Here is a 19,857-nt window from a genome sequence, read left to right as displayed (position 1 = left end):
AAACAAACGTTTGATTAATCTCATGTTTTTCTATATCACCGTTGGAAAACATGATTTTCTATACCGAACATATATCTTAAACAAACGTTTATTTAAAAAATAAGAAGCCCTTTTACAGGCTCCTTTATCATCGACTTAAATAGTCCGAAATGGTTTGAAATACTACTATATACATATTATGAATACTTTCTTCTGTATTTCCACCATTCGATAAACCTACTCCCCATTGTTGCCCTTCACCACTTCCAATATTTGCAAAACCTTGCGCGTACATAGCATTTACATCTTTTGGTGCACTGTTATACTCTATCCCTTTTGTAATAAAAATTGAATATGATTTATCTTGTAAACCGATAAAAAACACTGGTTTCTTTAAAGATGCAAATAAATCTTTATACTGCTCTTTTGAAGCTTCTTGAAAGTGCTCCTTCATTATTAGAAATCCATCAACTTTTGCTGATTTCTTCTGTATCTCTTCTAACTTTACACTTTCAAATTTTATATTTCTAAACGTATCTTTCGGCTTTTCACCAACAACTCCAATTACGAGTGCTCTCCCGTTATATTCTAATTTCTCTCCTTCGTTATCCTTTGCACATCCAGTACCCACTAGGCATAACAATATAAAAACTAAGAAATAAAATGAACGCTTCATTTAGCACCCTCCCCCTCTTTTAAGTCAAGTGACAAAAATGTAAGGTGAATTCAAGAAAATGTAAGTAAAATCGATAGCCCAATTGGATTTTCTATATTATAATCAATTGAATTTATTTACATTACTAAAACATAGGAGATTATCATGAAGAAATTTAAACTTTCATCTCTTCTTCCGTTAAGTTATATACTTCTACTCGTACTCGTAAGTCCCCTTTACGATGTATTAAATAAATCTACTGTTCACGCAGTAGATGTCACAACTGTAGTAGATGATTGGATTCCATTTGTGAAAGCATTTATTATTCCTTACTTACTTTGGTTTCCATACTTATACGGTGCACTTATTTATTACTGTTTTGCTGATCGAAAGCAATATTATGTCACTTTAAGTAGTGTAATTCTTGGAAAACTTGCTTGTTTTTCGATTTACTTTTTTTGGCAGACAACTGTGCCACGCCCAACCGTCGTTGGAACAGATGTATTTTCCGAACTAGTCCGCTATATTTATAGTATTGATCAACCAGTAAACTGTTTCCCAAGCATTCATGTCCTTACGACATTTGTAATTATGTTAGCTGCCTTTAAGCGTAGAGAACAGCATGCTTTGGAATATTACATCCTTACTTTCTTCGGTACGCTTATTATTTTATCAACGCTATTCACGAAGCAGCATGCCTTTGTAGACGCCATTTCTGGAATGACGCTTGCAAGCGTACTATACTTCGGTGTTCAACTATTATTAGCAAAAGAAACAGTACGCGTTCCAGTAAAACGAAATCATAAAATGTAAAAAAGCAGACTGTGGCTTCTTCAGTCTGCTTTTCTCTATATTAAGGAGATTTTCAAATTAAGATTGCGGTACAGTCATATCACCAGAATGAATACGACCTGCTTTTTTAAGAGCAATGTAAAGTATATAAGAAACGGCTACTGGGATGATGATATAAGTGATTATCATCGCTGGGACAACCTCCCACCCTTGGCTGGAAATTAAATTAATTGGTGCGATAAGAGAGCTTAATCCAAGACCTGCAATTTCTTTTCCTGCTTCCAGTTGGAAAATTAATGCTGATACTGGGCCCACTATAGCACTGGCGACGACAGTTGGGACGAGAATCATTGGATTTTTAGTAATGTTCGGCAACTGTACTTTTGGAGTACAAAGTGCCTGAGCTAATATGCCACCTAAATTATTCTCTTTCGCTGAAATAACAGAGAATCCGATAAACTGAGCAACACATCCTGCAAGTGCTGCACCGCCTGCAACACCATCTAAGCTAAGCGCTATCGCTAAAGCAGCCGATGAAGCTGGAGAGATAAGTAATAGTCCCCAAACTACAGCAATCACGATAGAAGCGATAAATGGGCTACCAGCTGAACTATCTTTAATGAATGCTCCAACTGTATTTAAAACTGGGCTAATATTTTGAGCTAACCAAATACCGACTAAACCAGAACCGAGTATTGCTGCAAATGGAACGAGCATCATATCTAAAGCAGTTTTTCCACTTAATCGTTTACCAATATAAACTGCTAAAGTCGCTGTTAATAATGCACCGATTGGTTCACCTGTTTTAATGATGAGACCAGCTTCAGTAATTGAAATTGAACCGGCTCCAATTGCTCCAGCTACCATCGCTGAGAAAATTACGAGTCCGTTTGCACCGAGCATAAAAGCAATCCCGGCTCCAATTGCTGGTGCCATAAGTGATTTTGCAACAACTCCGATTGTAATAAGTAATGGGATATCAACAATTCTTCCTATATTTTCGATCAGTAAACCAATTCCAAGGGATACGAAAATACCCTGTGCGATTCCGGCAGAAGCTTTAAACACACGAGACATTATATATTCTTTCATTTGTTTCACCTTCTCCTATAATTTAGTAACCAATTGTTTTCATATAATCGCGTAAAACATCGTTTGATTTTGCAAAGCGGCTTTCTTCATCTTCTAATAAGTTCAGTTCTACCACTTCTCTTATACCGTCTCTAGTAATAATTGCTGGTACTCCTGTACAAATATCGTATTCGCCATATTCACCATCTAAAATAGCTGAAACAGCGATAACACGGTGATCATCATTGAAAATTGAGCGAGCAATATAAGCTAGAGAATTTCCGATTCCATAATAAGTAGTTCCTTTACGCTTATAAATTTCCCATCCAGCTTTCGCAGTCTTCTCAACAATTTCATCTAAATCTATTTCACCAAAACGTTCTTTTTGTTCCTCTAAAATTTGCAGAATTGGCTTACCACCAACAGTTACGTGAGACCAAGCAACCATTTGAGAATCACCATGTTCTCCTAATGAATACCCATGAATACTACGAGGGTCTACATGTAACATTTCAGATAAAATTGTTCTTAAGCGAGAAGAATCTAGTGATGTACCTGTACCAATCACACGATTTCTAGGTAATCCAGATAGCTTCCACACTTGATATGTAATAATGTCAACTGGGTTCGATGCGAGTAAGAAAATGCCATCAAATCCACTTTCCATTACGCCGCCAACAATGCTTTCCATAATCTTAGCGCTTGCTCCTAAAGTGTCTAAACGACTTTGTCCAGGCTTCGGCGCTGGTCCTGCTGTAATAATAACAATGTCCATATCTTTGCAGTCTTCATAACTTCCTGCATATACTTTTGTTCTTGTATTTGTAAAGTTAATGCAGTGCGATAAATCCATCGCTTCTCCAACTGCACGTTCATGATTTATATCAATTAACAATAGCTCTTCGCAAATCCCTTGGTTTACAATGGAATACGCACAGCTTGATCCAACTAATCCAGTACCGATAATTGCAATTTTTCTTGTGTTTCTATTCATAGCAATCTCTCCCAATTGATTATGTAGTCTATTTCTTTGGTTCTTTACACTCCTAATTATAGAGGTTCTCACGATAGAAACCATGGATACTTTGTGAATTATTGAACAAACTTTTGTCCTTTTTGTGAATTGTCATATTCAATTTTCGTCATATTTGTTACAACTGGAAAAATATTTATTATGTATTTATTGACATATACAAAACAAAAACGAGCGAATCCATTCGCTCGTTTCATTCATCACACTATTCCGCACTTAATTGACTTTTCAATTGCTGCACAATCATTGGATTAGCAGGTGCTGCCGGCTTGTAATAACTTTTTTGCTTCGCGTATTCATACATATTACGTTGACGCATCTCATCTTGATTACGAATTTGAATTAACGCTTGATGTAACTGTTCGTTATCAGACTGAGAAATATAATTTGCATAACTTGTTAAACTTGAATTTAACCCTGCTAAATAATCATTTACCATATCTTTTTCATTCATTTCTCTCTTCCTCCTATCCTAAAAAAGTCATTAACTGCTGTTTCGTATTTCGTGCATCTTGCGCATCCTTTTGTAGCATTTGTTTCAACTCTGGATCTGTACAAGCCTGTGCATACTGGTCCAATTTGTTAATAATCGTCGCATGACCACCAATTAAATGACGTAAATTTTCTACTTCAAGCTCTGTTAAATTTTGCATAGGATACTCCTACCTTTCTTTGTTCATTCGTCATTAGTATTTGGTTCTTTTTGGATTGTATGCATGAATTAACTTTTCCTACCTATAAACAAAATAAAAGATGCATAGCTAGGCCATCCATCTTTTATGCTAAATATTCGTTCAATTTCATAAAGAGACAATCATACTTATACTCACAAGTAAGTTCCATGCAATATGTAAAATGATACTAGGTACAATAGACTGTGTCTTCTTATATAACATAGCAAATACAATCCCCATAATCGTTGCCGTAATTGGAAAACCACCATGAAAAATCCCAAAAATTAAGGAAGAAATAATGATACCAACTAGAAAACTATATTTCTTTTCAAGAAATCGATACAAAATCCCTCTATATAAAACCTCTTCTTTAACTGGTGTAATTATAGCCACACTTAACACATATATAATGCTTTGTACCACACTATTTTGAAGTGTCTCTCCCCCTAATTGATCTCGTTGCTGCCCTGCACTTTCAAAGCTAAACAGCTCTAACATTACATACTGAGTTAATGCAATGACGATAAAACCTAGTAATAAATACAAGTAGGTTTTCCCACTTTTTAAAACAGATACATCCCAAATGTTCTTAATAAAATGAAGCACTGGTTTATAAGCAAATAAAACAATAGCAACCACAGCCGCATCAAATAGAAGTAAATAATATCCCTCTAAATTAGCACGTAATACCTCTTCTCCAAAAATTCCAAGAGCTAAAGCAAGGAATAATCCCCCCATTAATAGGAACCCCAAAATACTTGCTATCATTACTAATAAATTTTTATATGTTAAATTGTCCATCCTCTCTTCTACGCTATAAGCCTCTAATACTGTTTTACTCATACTATTCCTCCACTTGTTTTAATTCATAATAATCTTTAGTTCTTAATATACATATAAACAACATAACAAAAACCAAAACAAGAATAATATGCAATTTTACATATCACGAAAACTTTGCATTCTATAGATTTAGGAATTAGATTACTATAGAATAATTATTAGATAAAATTCCAAAAATTCCTTATCTATCCACCATAACCCTCGCATCATATAAAACTTATTAATTAAAGGAGCAATGAACATGAAAACACATGACTTCCTTACAGAAATCCAGAAGGGCTCTGAACCTAATCCATATCAAGATCCTATCGCATTTATTTTCCTTTGTTTTTCCTTAGCCATATACACATTTTTAAAACCAGCAAAATAATATCATCTAGCAAAAAGAGCCTCAAAATTATTTGAGGCTCTTTCTCGCTAAATTCCTTTCCGCTTCTTCAATCGCCCGTTGCATTTGCACTAACGGATCTTTAATCATCTTCCCATGCCCTGTCGCTAATATAGACGGCTTATACTCCAGCAATTTCTGTGCACTCGTTAATGAAAATTCTGCATCCCACGTACCAAACATAGGAAATGGAAAAAGCCAATTTAATTGCCCTGCTACCGCTATCCCGCCTCTCGTTTGAAATGCATCTCCAACAATGATTGCATCATTTCTCGTGTCTAAAAACGCCATTGATCCCGGTGTATGACCTGGAGCTGCAATCGCTACAAGGGAACCTATTTGATCTCCCTCTTGAAGAAGAATATCTGGAATCGTCTTTATCCTTTTTGACACACTTACTTTTACCTGCGTGTCTGGTTCCCCTAGTTGCAGTGACAAATCCCCTTCAAGTAAACTTGCATCTCTTTTAGAAATATAGACCGGAACATTCGGCAATTCTTGTTTTATAGCATCGAGCGCCCCTATATGGTCATCATGCGCATGTGTAATAACGATATTCGTAATCGGTTTTCCTATTTTTCGAGCCGCTTCTAAAATCTTCTTTGCACAAAATGGTAAAGCAGCATCAATTAAAGTTAATCCTGTTTCTTCTTCAACAAAGTAACAGTTAATCGGAAATAGACGCGGTAAAAATGCGATTTGGTGAACTGTTCCTACTCTTATTAACTTCATCTCCTTTACCTCCATTAAAAAAAGCCGTTTACAAATACATATGTAAAACAGCCCTTTTCAAGAATCCATCGATAAAAAAACCAGCAGCCAAACGGCCACTGGTTCCCCATCATATATTAAACTGTGTAACGCTCATCTTCTAAAATTTTCGCAGCGATTTCACGTTTCTTCGGAATTACGTTAAGTGGTGTGTGGCGAGTTAATTTACGTAATGATGATAACATCATGCGCAGCATGTCGCCATTTTCAACTGCGATAAGTGTTTCTTTCGCATCTGCTTCGATTTCGTTGAATGCTTCTTGGCAGAATACTTCAGTGTATAACACTTTTTGTTTATTCTTTTCAAGACCAGTTGTTTTAATTGCTTTTTCTGTACGAAGAAGAGCTGATTCCATTGCGTAAAGGTTACTTACGATGTCAGCGATATTCACAAGAATTTCTTGCTCTTTATCTAATGCTTTACCGTATTTTTGAGCTGCTAATCCAGCTACCATTAAACCGATTTTCTTCGCGTTCTTTACTAAATATTTTTGAAGTGCTAATGGCTCATCGCCTACTTCTTCTGGCATCATCATCATTAACTCTTCTTGTAATTTTTGTGCTTTTTGAAGAAGTGGTAATTCACCTTTCATCGCTTTACGTAAGAACGTACCTGGTACGATTAGGCGGTTAATTTCATTCGTTCCTTCGAAAATACGGTTAATACGAGAATCGCGGTACATTCTTTCAATCTCGTACTCTGCCATAAATCCGTAACCACCGTGAATTTGAACACCTTCATCTACTGTGTAATCTAACACTTCAGAACCGAATACTTTATTTAAAGAGCACTCGATTGCATATTCAGCGATAGAAGCTGCTACTGCTTTACCGTCTTTTACTTCTTCTTCAGATAATGTGCTCATGCGGCTTTCGAATAAACCTACTGTACGATATACAGAGCTTTCAGCTGCATATGTTTTCGCTGCCATATTCGCAAGTTTCTCTTGAATTAATGGGAAGCGAGCGATTGGTTGCTTGAACTGTTGACGTTGATTTGCATATTGTGCTGAAATTTCTACTGCACGTTTCGCAGATCCAACTGTACCAACACCTAATTTATAACGACCGATATTTAAAATGTTGAACGCGATAATATGGCCTTTACCAATTTCCCCAAGTAGATTTTCTTTCGGTACTAATGCATCTTCTAAAATTAACGTACGAGTTGAAGAACATTTAATACCCATTTTCTTTTCTTCAGGGCCTGTAGATACGCCAGCATACTCTTTCTCTACGATAAATGCCGAGAAGTGCTCGCCGTCTACTTTAGCATATACAACAAATACATCAGCAAATGCAGAGTTTGTAATCCATTGTTTTTCACCGTTTAATACGTAATGTGTACCTTCTGCATTTAAACGTGCAGTTGTTTTCGCACCTAATGCATCAGATCCAGAACCTGGCTCAGTTAATGCATATGCAGCTAATTTTTCACCAGTTGCAAGTAATGGTAAATACTTTTTCTTTTGCTCTTCGTTACCGAATAATACGATTGGTAAAGATCCGATACCAACGTGAGCACCGTGAGTGATTGCAAAACCACCAGCGCGAGAGAATTTCTCTGCGATTAACGCTGAGCTTACTTTATCAAGACCAATTCCGCCGTACTCTTCTGGTACGTCAGCGCCTAATAAACCAAGTTCACCAGCTTCTTTTAAAAGACGAACCGAACGATCAAACTCATGTTGCTCTAAATATTCAAGCTCTGGAAGAACTTCATTTACGATAAAGTCCTCTGTCGTTTTTGCAATCATTTTATGCTCAGATGAAAAATCTTCTGGTGTAAACACTTGATCAATTGTAATCTCATCTACTAAAAAGCTACCGCCTTTAACCGCACTTCCTACTGTTTTTTCCATGAAAATTTCCTCCTTCATATTTTCATGAGCCGCTTCTCTCATTTTGAAAGAAGCTGGCTCTCACGTTTATTTTTTATAAACCTTTGTTGCTTCCATTCTTTTTATATAATCCAGTTCCAGCGGCTAGAATGTTCGGTGGCTTCGCTTCTTCCTGCGAGGCAAAGAGCGCCTCTTCGTCTGAAGCTCCATCCCCCTCACATTCTGAGCGAGCCGCTTACACTTTTTTTATAATCTAGTTCCCGTGGCTAAAACAGTCGGCCGTTTCACCCCTTCCTGTGAGGCAAAAAGCGCCTCTTCGTCAGGGCTTCCAACGCCCTCCTGTTCTGAGCGAGCCACCTGCACTTTTTTTTATATTAATTCAAATACTCCCGCTGCTCCCATTCCGCCGCCGATACACATTGTTACGATACCGAATTGTTGGTTGCGGCGTTTCATTTCGTGAATAAGGGATAGTGTTAGTTTTGCTCCTGTACAGCCTAGTGGATGTCCAAGTGCGATTGCACCGCCGTTTACGTTCACTTTTTCTTCATCTAAACCAAGTTCACGAATAACTTGGATAGATTGAGAAGCGAATGCTTCATTTAGTTCGAATAGACCGATATCAGATAGCTCTAAACCAGCTAATTTTAACGCTTTCGGAATTGCAGCAATTGGGCCGATTCCCATTATTTCTGGTGGTACACCAGCTACTGCAAATGAACGGAATTTCGCAAGTGGCTTCATACCATCGCTCACTGCTTTTTCACGATCCATTAATAGTACAGATGCTGCTCCGTCACTCATTTGTGAAGAGTTACCAGCCGTTACAGAACCGCGAACGTTAAATGCTGGACGTAATTTACCTAAAATGTCTAGCGTCGTCTCTGCTCTTACACCTTCGTCTTGTGCGAAAATACGTGTTTCTTCTTGCAGTTTGTTGTTTGCTCCAACAGTGCGTAACATTACATCTACAGCTACTGTTTCATCCGCAAAGTTCCCTTCAGCTAACGCTTTTGCTGCGCGCTGGTGACTTCTTACCGCAAAAGCATCTTGCTCTTCACGAGAAATTCCATATTTCACAGCAACTTGCTCTGCTGTATGTCCCATACCCATATAATATTCTGGAGCAGCTTCTACAAGGCGACTATTTGGACGAACAACGTGTCCCATCATCGGAACTAAACTCATTGATTCCGCTCCGCCTGATAATACAGCTTCAGAGTGACCAAGCATAATGCGCTCTGCTCCGTAAGCGATACTTTGTAAACCAGAAGAACAGTAACGGTTAATTGTAATAGCTGGAACATCGTAAGAAAGTCCTGCTAGCCCGCCGATATTACGAGCCATATTTAAACCTTGTTCTGCTTCTGGCATCGCACAACCGAAAATTAAATCATCAATTGGTCCTTCATAATTCGCACGCTTTAACGTTTCCTTTACTACTAATGCCCCTAAATCGTCAGGACGAACTGTTTTTAATGAACCCCTCTTTGCTTTTCCAATTGGTGTTCTTGCTCCCGCAACAATGACAGCTTCTCTCATGAACGATATCTCCCCTCGTTATTAGTTACGTAATGGCTTTCCTTTTACAAGCATGTGCTGCATTCTTGCTTGTGATTTCATCTCACTTACTAAGCTAATAAATGCTTCACGTTCTACATCTAATAAATACTGCTCATCAACTTCTGTTCCGTACGGCACTTTTCCGCCCGCAATGACATATGCAAGTTTCTTCGCAATGTGAAGATCATGTTCAGAAATGTAACCTGATAAATGCATTGCCTCTGCACCAAGTACAAGCGTTGCATATCCTGTCTCACCAACAACTGGTATCTTTTTGCGGATAGGTGCTTTATAACCTGCTTCATATAAAGAAAGTGCTTTTTGTTTCGCATCATATAGTAAGTGATCACCATTCACACTAATACCGTCTTTATCGCCTAAGAAGTTGTTCGATACAGCTTCTTGTGCTGATGTAGAAACTTTCGCCATCGCTACAGATTCGAATACTTTATTCGCAACTTTTTGTAAGTCAAATTCTACACCGTTTGCCATTTTGTTTAAGTGTTTAATGTATAACTCTTTGTTACCGCCTCCGCCAGGGATTAAGCCAACACCTACTTCTACTAAGCCCATATATGTTTCGCTAGAAGCTTGAATGCTCGCTGCTGGTAAACAAACTTCTGTACCGCCGCCAAGCGTCATACCATATGGCGCCGCTACAACTGGCTTAGAAGAGTACTTAATTTTCGTCATTGCATCTTGGAAGTTTTTCACAACCCACTCAATTTCAAAGTAGTTGTCGTCTTGTGCTTCCATTAAGATCATTGCAAGGTTCGCACCAACGCAGAAGTTCTTCGATTGGTTTCCGATAACAAGACCTTTATAATTTTTCTCTACTTCATCAACAGCGTAGTTAATCATTTGCGTAATATCCATACCGATTGCATTGCTCTTCGAATGGAATTCTAAGCAAAGGATACCATCGCCTAAATCAATTAAGCTCGCTCCGCTATTTTTCTTTAACACACCGTTTTTCTCTTTTAACTGCTTAAGAGAAATTGCTTTTTTGTTACGTTCGATTAGCTTATATTCACCATTGTCGTAATAGTAGCTATCGCCGTTATCATGTTTATAGAAAGTAGTGAAACCTTTCTCTACCATTTCTTTCACCCAAGTAGGAACAACTGCGCCGTTTTCTTCCATCTTTTGAACAGACTTTTCAACGCCGATTGCATCCCAAATTTCGAATGGTCCTTGCTCCCATCCGAAGCCCCATTTCATCGCTTGGTCAATTGCAACGATATCGTCAGCAATTTCTTTATGAAGTTTTGCAGAGTATAAAAGAGTTGGTGTAATGATGTTCCATAACAACTCTCCTGCGCGGTCTTTCGCGTATACAAGCGCTTTCAATTTATTCGATAATCCTTTTTCTTGCTTACTTAACTCGATAGATGCAGCTTTTAATTTTTTACGCGCTCCATATTCCATCGTTTCTGGATTTAATTCTAAAATTTCTTTTCCTTGTTTTAAGAAGAAGCCTTGACCCGTTTTACTTCCAAGCCATTTTTTATCAAGCATGTCATGCATGAAAGCAGGTACTTTAAATACGTCGCGCTCTTCTTCTTGTACATTTTCATATACGTTATTTGCAACGTGTACAAATGTATCTAAACCAACAACATCTAATGTACGGAACGTTGCGCTCTTCGGACGACCAATTAATGGACCTGTTACAGAGTCAACTTCTCCAATGCTATAGCCACGCTTAATCATTTCTTGAAGCGTTACAAGCAAGCCATACGTACCGATGCGGTTCCCAATAAAGTTTGGTGTGTCTTTTGCGATAACAACGCCTTTTCCAAGAACGTCTTCGCCAAATAGTTTCATGAAGCTTAATACTTGTGGATCAGTTTCTTTCGTCGGTATTACCTCTAGAAGTTTTAAATATCGTGGTGGGTTAAAAAAGTGTGTTCCTAAGAAGTGTTTCTGGAAGTCGTCTGAACGACCTTCTGCCATTTTTTCAACGGAAATGCCTGATGTATTTGAGCTCACAATTGAGCCTGATTTACGAACAGCATCTACTTTTTCAAATAGTTTCTTCTTTATATCTAAGTTTTCAACTACTACTTCAATAATCCAATCTACGTCAGCAAGACGCTCAAGATCATCTTCAAAGTTACCTGCTTCAATCAGCGCTAGATTACCTTTCACTGTCAGAGGAGCTGGTTTTTGCTTTACTAGTTTTTGCAAAGCCGTGTTACTAAAACGATTTCTCACACTTTTATGTTCTAATGTAAGTCCCTTCGCTTCTTCTTCCTTCGTAAGCGCCGGTGGTACAATATCAAGCAATAATGTCGGAATACCAATATTAGCTAAGTGTGCCGCAATCCCTGAACCCATTACGCCTGAACCTAGAACAGCAGCCTTTTTAATTTGGAACATCCATTTCTCCCCCTATTCTTGAATGAATGCTCATTCAATTTTTCGACATAAGTCGCAATCAATGAGTGAGCCTCTACTAATAAATATATGATACAGTTTGAATTTTCGCAATATATTTATTGATAAAATTTTCTGAAATAAATATATTTCTTTCATTTGGCTATGCTATACATGTGTATTTTCTTCATTAAAATGCACTTTTCCTTTTTATAATCTGACGAAACTGGAGGAATATATATGGCAAAACTTAAGAAGAACCCTTCAAAAGCTGGAATTAGCGCAGCAAGTGTAACTGGAAATGCCGGTCCGCATAATCACGGTGTTGAAAAAGGGCGTCAAGGTAATAACCAACAATATAAGAAGCATAATATGGGCGAAAAATAACGCTATATTTTTGGGCAGAGAACGTGGCATAATGATTAATGGCTGCTTTTTCTGCCCAATTTATTTGTACATATGGAAAACAAAAGAGGGAACGACGATGAAACGAACAGTAATTATGATTGTAATGATCGCCACACTATTTACAGGGATGATTTTCTTTTCTTATGCTCACAGACAACAAGCTGTAAAAGCAGATCAACCTAGTATTACTGGGCAATACGGGATTACAATCGATGCAGACACAGGTGAAACTTTGTATGGAAAACGGGAAGATGAGCGCTCTTATCCCGCTAGTATAGGGAAAATGATGACTACCTTACTCTTACTAGAGAATGTAAAAGAAGATGAAGAAATTACGGTTACAGAGAATGCGATTAAAACGGAAAGTCAAAGTAAGAAGATTAAGCTTCGCGCGGGTGAAAAGTTAAAACGTGATGAGGCATTAAAACTTATGCTTATTATTAGTGCAGACCCAATCGCTGAGTCAATCGCTGAACATATTGCGGAATCAAAAGAAGAGTTTGTGAAAATGATGAATGCTAGAGCGAAGGAAATTGGTACAAAGCATGCGACTTTCAAAAACGCAAGTGGTGCTGATGCACTTGGAAATAAAGTATCACCTTATGACATTGCTATTATTACGAAAGAAGCATTAAAGTATCCAATTGTTTTAGATTATATGAACTCAACACGTACTACTCTACATACTTCAGAGCGCTCTCCAAACATTGCAAACTATGGACGAGAAGAACTATATGACGATCCATATGCCATTGGAAGTAAAAGCGGTTTATCAGCACTCGGAAAATACACAGTCGTAACAGTTGATGAAAAAGAAGGTAAACGCGTCATTAACGTCGTGTTATCTTCTACTCGCGCGCAGCTATACCCTGATACGAAGAAAATGGCAAACTACGCATTTCAGCAATTAAAATAACCAAGGAGTATTTTCTCCTTGGTTATTTTTTGATCATACCTTTTAATACGAACGCAACGTTTGCTGGACGTTCTGCTAGACGACGCATGAAATAGCCATACCAGTCGTTTCCATAAGGTACGTAAACGCGCATTTTGTAGCCTTCTTTTACTAGCTCAAGTTGACGCTCTGTACGAATACCAAATAACATTTGGAATTCAAATTGATCCCTTGGAATGTTGTGTTCTTCGGCAAGTTTTTTCGTATATTCAATAATCGCTTCGTCATGTGAAGCAATTGCAGTGTAATTTCCATTTAATAAGTGCATTTTAATAATCTTTTTATAATTATCATCTACATCTTTCTTTTCCGGGAACGCTACTTCTTCAGGTTCTTTATAGGCCCCTTTTACAAGACGTAAATTAGGATTATAAGCGTTTAAATCTTCCATATCCTTTTCTGTACGATATAAGTAAGCTTGAATAACAGTACCAATATTATCGTATTCAGATTTTAATTGTTTAAAGATATCAATTGTTTTCCCGCAGCGCGTATAGTCTTCCATATCAATTGTAATAAACACACCATTTTCTTTTCCAGCTTCTAAAATACGGCGCATATTGTTCATTACGATTTCGTCAGAGATATCTAATCCCATAGAAGTCATCTTTAAAGAAAGCTGCGAATTAAGACCTTCTCTTCCAATTGCACGAATCGCTTCAATCGATTCGCTAGCCATTTCATTTGCTTCCGCTTCGTTATCAACGAATTCACCTAAATAATCGATTGTTACACAAAGACCTTGCTTATTTAATGCTTTAATTGCAGCTGTCGCTAATTCAATTGTTTCCCCTGCGACGAAGCGACCTGCACCAAAGCGTAAACCGTACTTTTTAGCCAGTTTTGTTAGCGCTTTATTTTTAGATAAGAAAAGAAACGAATTTCGCATTAATTGTTCCATGTAATTCACCCCTATGACTATAATTTATCTGTTTTTTACCCCTCTTCGAAATTATATCACTGTTTAAAATTATTTGATACAAATAATTATTTAGATAATTTATAAAATACTATCAAAACATTTAAAACCCTATATTCTCGTTTGTAAATATGAAGAAAATATTTTTCGACATTCAGAAAAAACGGGTTTACTAGGAAAAAAATGAGCATGCCGAAAATATTCGACATGCTCACAAAACCATTTATATTTCATGTAAATTATATGAGGATATTAATAACAAAAACTTGAGGTAACATTATCTCAAGCCTTCTTACTTCTCATTTCGCTTCTCATCATTCAGCTTTTTAATATTCGTAATTAACTGTACCATCTCTTCTTTTGCATCTGGATACGTCTCATTCCAATGTTTCACTAAAGCTGGCATCGTCTTAGCCATATAAGAATAAAGTGCCCATTTCTGTACCTGCTCTTTACGCTCTTCGTTGCTCTCTCCAAGTAATAGTTCCGTGTATTTCTCTAGCAAACCATCAAACTGCTCATTAAACTTTTCACTCATCTTATTTTCCTCCTATATGAAAAAAGCAGCGAAAATCGCTGCTTCTTCTTATAATTTTGATCGAACAGAGTTTAATTTCTTCTCCATCGTGCTTACTTTATCACGACGATCATCGATACGAATTGTTGTCGCAACGCGCTGTGCACCTTTCGTATATGGAACTTCATGCATTTGTTGAATGACTTCTAAAATGACAGGAAGATCTCCTTCAATTACTGTATTCATCGGTGTTAATTGATACTTCACGCGATCAGCATTTTTCTCTAGCACCTTTTGTACTTCTGCTACATATTCACTAACACTTGGATTACCTGTTCCTACTGGAATAATCGATACATCAACAATTGCCATAATAATCTTCCTCCTATAACTGCTTCTTATATATCCATTATCTATTTTACCGAAATCCTCATCATTTTACTAATACGTTACTCTTCTACTTTAAACTGCTCAACCACTCTCTCTAAGTCCTGCATATTCTCTGTCAAACTTTCCATCGTATGAGCTACTTTTTCTAAATGATTCACTTGTGATTCAGTTGCTGCATTTACCTCTTCAGAAACAGCCGCGCTCTCTTGACTTGTGCTAGCAATTGTTTGCATAACTTCTGTAATGTCTTCTTGCTCGTGACCTATGTTATTTACCTCTTCTACAATTTTTCCAACTGATGTACTAATTGTGCTTACAACTGACATAATTGTGCGGAATTCAGCCTCTGCCTCTGTCGTAACTTTTTTTTGTACATCCGCAATGTCTTTCAATTTACTTACAACTTCTACAACTCGTTTTACTTCTAACTGCACATCGCTAATCATTATTGCAATCTCACTCGTTGCCTCTTTTGATTGTTCAGCTAATTTTCGAACCTCTTCCGCAACAACAGCAAAGCCCTTACCTTGCTCACCTGCACGTGCTGCTTCAATTGAAGCGTTTAAAGCCAGTAAATTCGTTTGATCCGAAAGACCTTTTATAAGTGCCACCACATTTTGAATCGATCCAACCCTTTGCTCTAACTTACCTGATGCTTCTTCCGTATGAACAACGATAGAAGATGATTGTTCTCTTGTACGAACTAAATTCCGCATCGTATTGAGTCCCTGCTTAGATGCTTCTTCCGCCTTGCCAGTCACTCCCTTTATTTCACCAACGGAACTATTCATTTCTTCCATCGACTGCGCCATATTTTCAAGTTGCGCTGAAACCTCCTCTACACTATTAGCAAGAGTAGACGCGCCTCCGCTCACATCATCCATTGCACCTGAAACTTCTCTACTAGCTGCTACAGTTTCATTCGTTAAATAATGCAGATTGTGAGTCGATTGCTGTACTGTCGATACACTATTTTTAATTTTACTTACCATTTCATTCATTTGCTCAACCATATCATTAAAGTGAGTCGTAAGCGTACCAACCTCATCTTTACTTGTCACCTTCATTTGTAGTGTTAAATCACCTTCCGCTACTTTTTGAACGTGATTTGTTAATAGTTGTAATGGTCTTGCTAATCTTCTTGAGAATATATATGATGCAACTATTCCAATTAATAAACTTATACACGCCGTTAAAATAACCGTATTTCTTGTTTCTATTAGTAAGTTATCAATGGACTCTTTCGGATATACAATCCCGATTTTCCATTTCATCTTATCAAACAATTGACTATAAGCCACTACATCTTTTCCGCCTAATGTCGCCGCTGCAAATTTCGTTTCATCTTTATTTAAACTTTTAACAAGTGGTTCTTTCGAAACATCTTTTCCTACCTTCTCTGGGTACACAATGGCAATATTTTTATCATTTATAATAAACATTTCTCCGCCATTATTATATTGAATATTATGGAGTAGCTTTTGAATCGTCCCTAGTGATACATCCATTGCTACAACACCTAACACAGAACCATCTTGCCTGACAATGGCTTTTGAAACTCCAATACTTAACTTACCTGTCGCGATTTCATATTGTGGTTGTCCCCAAATAATCGATTTTGTATCTGCTTCTGACGCTTTATACCAAGGACGACTTGTTGGATCATATCCTTCCGGTACTTTGCCTCCTTCAGCAAGATTTGCGCTCAACGTTTTTTTATCTTTCGTCCCTATGTAGACATCTAAAATATCAGGATGATTCTTTTTAAACCTTGAAAATTCCTTTAAAATAAAACTCTCCTCTTCTGGAGTAACCCCATCTTGTAGCATGTTTTGAATATCATCATGAGTTCCATAATGCCCCATATCTTCTTCAATTCGCTGCATAAATGCAGTTAACTGCTCTGTCACAAGATCCATCGTATTTTCAGAATACTGGTCTAAGGAGTGCGTTTCTTTCTCTTTTTGCAATTGATACACAGCTGTACCTAATATTACAAACATCATAGAAATAAGTACCGAAAATACTACTGCAATTTTTAAACGTAAACTTCTCAACATCTTCCCTCAAGCATCCCCTTCTCGATGAAATTTAATCTTACTAATCACTATATTAAGTATAATAGATAAATCAGAAAGCTCAATCCATATAGTTTAAAAAATTGAAATTTATTCTCATTTCAATCAGCTTAGTTATTATCTCGACACTTGTGTAAAAACAAATAGTTCATTATCCTTAACATATAATCTCATTCGTTCGGAGGGAACTATGCTACAAAAATTCGGTTTCTCACAATATGAAAGCCAGGCCTATAAAGTTGTCGTATCAAGCAATGACCCATTAGATGCAACGACTATCGTTAAACATTCAGGTGTTCCAAAAGCAAAAATATACGAAGTGTTAGCACGACTCATTGATAAAGGGATGGTGATGGATTCTGTTTCTGAAAAGAAAAAATTGTATACAGCATTACCACTCAAGCTAGCAATTGAAAAGTTAACGACAGAATTCCAATCTAATATTAAAGAACTTGAAAATAATATTTCTAAAAAGTCATTTACAGATGACCGCGTTTGGAGTTTAAAAATGCAGTCTTCTATTAAAGTACAAAGTAGGCAACTTGTAGAAGATGCGAAAGAATCCATACGCATCTCCGCATGGAATGATACCCTTTTAGAATATCTTCCTTTACTAGAACAAAAAGCAAAACAAGGCGTCCAAGTCGAGTCCCTCATAGTTGGAAAAGTGGAAACAGACTTAGAAAACATGCATTTTTTAATCCCAGCTCAAGAACCTAACGCATTAGAGCGTTACTTACTACTCATCATTGACGATCGTGAAATTTTATTTGCTGGTGTAGAGCAAGAATCATGGCAAGCGATGAAAACAATGTCACAACCTTTCGTGAAGTTCTTTACGGAGTTCTTCTATCATGACGTTGCACTTGCGAAGATTACAGAGAAGCACCATGATCTCTTTATGGAAGATGAGGAAATTAAGAGTTTGTTGATGAAATTGAGGTATTAATACATTCCTATAGTAATTTCTCACATAAAAAAATCTGTACCAAAAGGAGTTTTACATACTCTTTTGGTACAGGTCTTTTTTATGCCTTCGCTAATTCAATTTTATGTAGTTGGTTTTTCGGCTGGTTTTGATTTGTAAATACAGAACGGTCATTCTTTATGTGTACGTTTTGTAAAGTTTACACCCAAACGAATAGACCATTTTACGATTTTTTTTGCTCCTTTAGCTCCATCAAAAGCTCAATAATCTTCTCATTTTGCTCCACTTGTTTCTCTGAATTTTGATAGATGAAACGAATCCATCTAAAAACAAAAACAATCACAAATAACGGCAGTACTGTGAATATAAAACCAATAATTGAATAATCCATACGCTATCACCTCGCTATATACTTCCTTCTCGATTTCTCTACTAACCCCTGCAATTTTTTACAAATAAAGAAGAACCTATCATAAGATAGATTCTTCTTTCGCAAACTGATTCGAACGACCTCTCGTAATTGAGAAAATCGCACAAAGCAGTGCCAATATAATAAAAACGCCGCCTACCCAAGCGTTATATATAACAGATGATTTTTCAATAACAACTCCGCCTACTGTTGAACCGAGCGCAATTCCTAAATGAAGTGCAGAGTTATTTAAACCTTGCTGAATACCAGCTGATTCTGGTGCAATTTCAATTAAATAGTTTTGCTGAGCTGGTGAAATCGCCCAGCTCAGCATACTCCACAGTCCCATCATAATAATAAAGAGCGGGAATGAGAATGTCATCATCGGCAACATAAAGATTGCACATGCAAATACGATAATGATGGAAATAATACTTTTCTGCGATCCCCATTTATCCGCAAGCCAGCCGCCAAGGCCACCTCCAAGTACCGCTGCAATTCCGAAAATGAAGTAAAACACACTAATCCAATTTGCTTCAACATGCATGACATCTTTTAAAAACGGCGTTAAATATGCGTATAGCGTTAAATGACCTGTTAAAAATAAAAATGATGTTAACTGTGCACTTACAATTTTTTTATCCTTTAACGTAGCAATTTGTTCTCTTATTGATAATACTGATGTCGGTGGTACTTTCGTTAAGAATAATGAAATACAAGCAATCGCCATAACAGTTAATATTGAAATTAATACAAATGGTGCACGCCATCCATATGCATTTCCGAGCACAAGACCGAGCGGCACTCCAAGTACGAGTGATCCACTAATACCCATGAAAATGATTCCAATTGCACGCGCACGAAAATGCGGCTCTACTACACTAGAAGCAAGTGTTACCGATAGTGCAATAATAAGCGATCCACTCGCTGCACAAATTACTCTCGAGAACATTAACATCCCGTAATTCACACTAAATGCCGAAATGATATTTCCAATTAAGAAAATTGATAATGCCACAACATACAATTTCTTTCTTTCAAACTTGCCTGTTAATGCTAATAAAACCGGCCCTGATAGAGCGAATACTACTGAAAATATTGTAATAAGCTGACCAGCTGCACTAATCGACACACCTAAATCATTGGCAACTAAATCAAGCGTTCCTCCTATAATTAGCTCAACCGTTCCGACTACGAAAGCCGCAATAGCTAAAATATATACACGAAAATTCAAGTCTTTCCCCACACTTTCTCTTTTGGTTAC

Annotated in this window: 21 protein-coding genes; 5 read left to right on the top strand and 16 right to left on the bottom strand. The window is 37.2% G+C overall.

Annotated elements, in window-relative coordinates; all coding sequences use genetic code 11:
* Positions 1 to 127: 127 nt before the first annotated feature.
* Positions 128 to 655 carry a hypothetical protein gene (locus V7038_RS22810; RefSeq protein WP_335695666.1) on the bottom strand — a complete coding sequence of 176 codons (528 nt, stop codon included), beginning with the start codon at positions 653 to 655 and terminating at the stop codon, positions 128 to 130.
* Positions 656 to 799: 144 nt separating this feature from the next.
* On the opposite strand from V7038_RS22810, the gene V7038_RS22805 reads away from it, so the two are divergent.
* The gene (locus V7038_RS22805) at positions 800 to 1,447 is read left to right on the top strand and encodes a phosphatase PAP2 family protein (protein WP_002112680.1); all 648 of its coding nucleotides are present in this window, start codon (positions 800 to 802) and stop codon (positions 1,445 to 1,447) included.
* Between the two features lie 57 nt (positions 1,448 to 1,504).
* On the opposite strand, the gene V7038_RS22800 is transcribed toward V7038_RS22805, so the two are convergent.
* The 5 genes from V7038_RS22800 to V7038_RS22780 form a co-directional block, all read right to left on the bottom strand.
* The gene (locus tag V7038_RS22800) at positions 1,505 to 2,518 is read right to left on the bottom strand and encodes a PTS transporter subunit IIC (RefSeq protein WP_002112681.1); all 1,014 of its coding nucleotides are present in this window, start codon (positions 2,516 to 2,518) and stop codon (positions 1,505 to 1,507) included.
* A gap of 22 nt (positions 2,519 to 2,540) precedes the next feature.
* Positions 2,541 to 3,491: an L-lactate dehydrogenase gene (locus V7038_RS22795; RefSeq protein WP_070140093.1), complete on the bottom strand. Its 951-nt coding sequence runs from the start codon at positions 3,489 to 3,491 to the stop codon at positions 2,541 to 2,543.
* Positions 3,492 to 3,735: 244 nt separating this feature from the next.
* On the bottom strand, positions 3,736 to 3,984 hold the full coding sequence (locus V7038_RS22790; RefSeq protein ID WP_002112685.1) for a spore coat protein: 249 nt from the start codon (positions 3,982 to 3,984) through the stop codon (positions 3,736 to 3,738).
* 13 nt (positions 3,985 to 3,997) lie between these two features.
* The gene (locus tag V7038_RS22785) at positions 3,998 to 4,183 is read right to left on the bottom strand and encodes a hypothetical protein (RefSeq protein WP_002112687.1); all 186 of its coding nucleotides are present in this window, start codon (positions 4,181 to 4,183) and stop codon (positions 3,998 to 4,000) included.
* A 147-nt stretch (positions 4,184 to 4,330) separates the two neighbouring features.
* A complete protein-coding gene (locus tag V7038_RS22780) occupies positions 4,331 to 5,047 on the bottom strand; it encodes a CPBP family intramembrane glutamic endopeptidase (RefSeq protein WP_002112688.1) in 717 nt (238 codons plus the stop codon).
* A 241-nt stretch (positions 5,048 to 5,288) separates the two neighbouring features.
* Here V7038_RS22780 and V7038_RS22775 point away from each other — a divergent pair, with 241 nt between their 5' ends.
* Positions 5,289 to 5,417 (top strand): hypothetical protein, encoded by a 129-nt coding sequence (locus V7038_RS22775; RefSeq protein WP_002112689.1) that lies wholly within the window; start codon positions 5,289 to 5,291, stop codon positions 5,415 to 5,417.
* 27 nt (positions 5,418 to 5,444) lie between these two features.
* Here the strand turns inward: V7038_RS22775 and V7038_RS22770 are convergent, their stop codons facing one another.
* From V7038_RS22770 to V7038_RS22755, 4 genes are all read right to left on the bottom strand, one after another.
* Positions 5,445 to 6,167, bottom strand: a complete 723-nt coding sequence (locus V7038_RS22770) for an MBL fold metallo-hydrolase (protein WP_335695665.1) — start codon at positions 6,165 to 6,167, stop codon at positions 5,445 to 5,447.
* A gap of 116 nt (positions 6,168 to 6,283) precedes the next feature.
* Complete coding sequence (locus tag V7038_RS22765) at positions 6,284 to 8,068, bottom strand: acyl-CoA dehydrogenase family protein (RefSeq protein ID WP_002159983.1); 1,785 nt, start codon at positions 8,066 to 8,068, stop codon at positions 6,284 to 6,286.
* Between the two features lie 348 nt (positions 8,069 to 8,416).
* Complete coding sequence (locus V7038_RS22760) at positions 8,417 to 9,589, bottom strand: acetyl-CoA C-acetyltransferase (RefSeq protein ID WP_199692973.1); 1,173 nt, start codon at positions 9,587 to 9,589, stop codon at positions 8,417 to 8,419.
* Positions 9,590 to 9,610: 21 nt separating this feature from the next.
* On the bottom strand, positions 9,611 to 11,992 hold the full coding sequence (locus V7038_RS22755) for a 3-hydroxyacyl-CoA dehydrogenase/enoyl-CoA hydratase family protein (RefSeq protein ID WP_335695664.1): 2,382 nt from the start codon (positions 11,990 to 11,992) through the stop codon (positions 9,611 to 9,613).
* A gap of 237 nt (positions 11,993 to 12,229) precedes the next feature.
* Here V7038_RS22755 and V7038_RS22750 point away from each other — a divergent pair, with 237 nt between their 5' ends.
* Both V7038_RS22750 and V7038_RS22745 read left to right on the top strand, forming a co-directional pair.
* Positions 12,230 to 12,376: a YuzL family protein gene (locus tag V7038_RS22750; RefSeq protein WP_001096344.1), complete on the top strand. Its 147-nt coding sequence runs from the start codon at positions 12,230 to 12,232 to the stop codon at positions 12,374 to 12,376.
* Between the two features lie 97 nt (positions 12,377 to 12,473).
* On the top strand, positions 12,474 to 13,313 hold the full coding sequence (locus V7038_RS22745) for a D-alanyl-D-alanine carboxypeptidase family protein (RefSeq protein WP_335695663.1): 840 nt from the start codon (positions 12,474 to 12,476) through the stop codon (positions 13,311 to 13,313).
* 22 nt (positions 13,314 to 13,335) lie between these two features.
* Here the strand turns inward: V7038_RS22745 and V7038_RS22740 are convergent, their stop codons facing one another.
* From V7038_RS22740 to V7038_RS22725, 4 genes are all read right to left on the bottom strand, one after another.
* Positions 13,336 to 14,253 (bottom strand): proline dehydrogenase family protein, encoded by a 918-nt coding sequence (locus V7038_RS22740; protein WP_002112697.1) that lies wholly within the window; start codon positions 14,251 to 14,253, stop codon positions 13,336 to 13,338.
* Positions 14,254 to 14,563: 310 nt separating this feature from the next.
* On the bottom strand, positions 14,564 to 14,809 hold the full coding sequence (locus V7038_RS22735) for a YusU family protein (RefSeq protein ID WP_001290599.1): 246 nt from the start codon (positions 14,807 to 14,809) through the stop codon (positions 14,564 to 14,566).
* Between the two features lie 48 nt (positions 14,810 to 14,857).
* The gene (locus V7038_RS22730; RefSeq protein WP_001018862.1) at positions 14,858 to 15,160 is read right to left on the bottom strand and encodes an MTH1187 family thiamine-binding protein; all 303 of its coding nucleotides are present in this window, start codon (positions 15,158 to 15,160) and stop codon (positions 14,858 to 14,860) included.
* A 77-nt stretch (positions 15,161 to 15,237) separates the two neighbouring features.
* Positions 15,238 to 17,238: a methyl-accepting chemotaxis protein gene (locus V7038_RS22725; RefSeq protein ID WP_070129137.1), complete on the bottom strand. Its 2,001-nt coding sequence runs from the start codon at positions 17,236 to 17,238 to the stop codon at positions 15,238 to 15,240.
* A 208-nt stretch (positions 17,239 to 17,446) separates the two neighbouring features.
* On the opposite strand from V7038_RS22725, the gene V7038_RS22720 reads away from it, so the two are divergent.
* A complete protein-coding gene (locus V7038_RS22720; protein ID WP_335695662.1) occupies positions 17,447 to 18,205 on the top strand; it encodes a TrmB family transcriptional regulator in 759 nt (252 codons plus the stop codon).
* A 202-nt stretch (positions 18,206 to 18,407) separates the two neighbouring features.
* On the opposite strand, the gene V7038_RS22715 is transcribed toward V7038_RS22720, so the two are convergent.
* Entirely contained in the window at positions 18,408 to 18,575 is a 168-nt protein-coding gene (locus V7038_RS22715) for a hypothetical protein (RefSeq protein ID WP_002112700.1), read from the bottom strand.
* 79 nt (positions 18,576 to 18,654) lie between these two features.
* On the bottom strand, positions 18,655 to 19,857 hold a 1,203-nt coding region (locus V7038_RS22710), incomplete at its 5' end, for an MFS transporter (RefSeq protein WP_335695661.1).

It is taken from the genome of Bacillus sp. JJ783 (assembly GCF_036963225.1).
Classification (GTDB): domain Bacteria; phylum Bacillota; class Bacilli; order Bacillales; family Bacillaceae_G; genus Bacillus_A; species Bacillus_A cereus_U.
This window is presented reverse-complemented; position numbering and strand designations above follow the sequence as displayed.

Bases quoted from the DNA above. Each gene is read 5' to 3' on its own strand.
- V7038_RS22740 (WP_002112697.1), bottom strand. From the start codon at position 14,253: ATGGAACAATTAATGCGAAATTCGTTTCTTTTCTTATCTAAAAATAAA.
- V7038_RS22715 (WP_002112700.1), bottom strand. From the start codon at position 18,575: ATGGATTATTCAATTATTGGTTTTATATTCACAGTACTGCCGTTATTT.
- V7038_RS22770 (WP_335695665.1), bottom strand. From the start codon at position 6,167: ATGAAGTTAATAAGAGTAGGAACAGTTCACCAAATCGCATTTTTACCG.
- V7038_RS22720 (WP_335695662.1), top strand. From the start codon at position 17,447: ATGCTACAAAAATTCGGTTTCTCACAATATGAAAGCCAGGCCTATAAA.
- V7038_RS22750 (WP_001096344.1), top strand. From the start codon at position 12,230: ATGGCAAAACTTAAGAAGAACCCTTCAAAAGCTGGAATTAGCGCAGCA.
- V7038_RS22800 (WP_002112681.1), bottom strand. From the start codon at position 2,518: ATGAAAGAATATATAATGTCTCGTGTGTTTAAAGCTTCTGCCGGAATC.
- V7038_RS22735 (WP_001290599.1), bottom strand. From the start codon at position 14,809: ATGAGTGAAAAGTTTAATGAGCAGTTTGATGGTTTGCTAGAGAAATAC.
- V7038_RS22730 (WP_001018862.1), bottom strand. From the start codon at position 15,160: ATGGCAATTGTTGATGTATCGATTATTCCAGTAGGAACAGGTAATCCA.
- V7038_RS22790 (WP_002112685.1), bottom strand. From the start codon at position 3,984: ATGAATGAAAAAGATATGGTAAATGATTATTTAGCAGGGTTAAATTCA.
- V7038_RS22725 (WP_070129137.1), bottom strand. From the start codon at position 17,238: ATGTTGAGAAGTTTACGTTTAAAAATTGCAGTAGTATTTTCGGTACTT.
- V7038_RS22765 (WP_002159983.1), bottom strand. From the start codon at position 8,068: ATGGAAAAAACAGTAGGAAGTGCGGTTAAAGGCGGTAGCTTTTTAGTA.
- V7038_RS22805 (WP_002112680.1), top strand. From the start codon at position 800: ATGAAGAAATTTAAACTTTCATCTCTTCTTCCGTTAAGTTATATACTT.
- V7038_RS22795 (WP_070140093.1), bottom strand. From the start codon at position 3,491: ATGAATAGAAACACAAGAAAAATTGCAATTATCGGTACTGGATTAGTT.
- V7038_RS22810 (WP_335695666.1), bottom strand. From the start codon at position 655: ATGAAGCGTTCATTTTATTTCTTAGTTTTTATATTGTTATGCCTAGTG.
- V7038_RS22780 (WP_002112688.1), bottom strand. From the start codon at position 5,047: ATGAGTAAAACAGTATTAGAGGCTTATAGCGTAGAAGAGAGGATGGAC.
- V7038_RS22785 (WP_002112687.1), bottom strand. From the start codon at position 4,183: ATGCAAAATTTAACAGAGCTTGAAGTAGAAAATTTACGTCATTTAATT.
- V7038_RS22775 (WP_002112689.1), top strand. From the start codon at position 5,289: ATGAAAACACATGACTTCCTTACAGAAATCCAGAAGGGCTCTGAACCT.
- V7038_RS22760 (WP_199692973.1), bottom strand. From the start codon at position 9,589: ATGAGAGAAGCTGTCATTGTTGCGGGAGCAAGAACACCAATTGGAAAA.
- V7038_RS22745 (WP_335695663.1), top strand. From the start codon at position 12,474: ATGAAACGAACAGTAATTATGATTGTAATGATCGCCACACTATTTACA.
- V7038_RS22755 (WP_335695664.1), bottom strand. From the start codon at position 11,992: ATGTTCCAAATTAAAAAGGCTGCTGTTCTAGGTTCAGGCGTAATGGGT.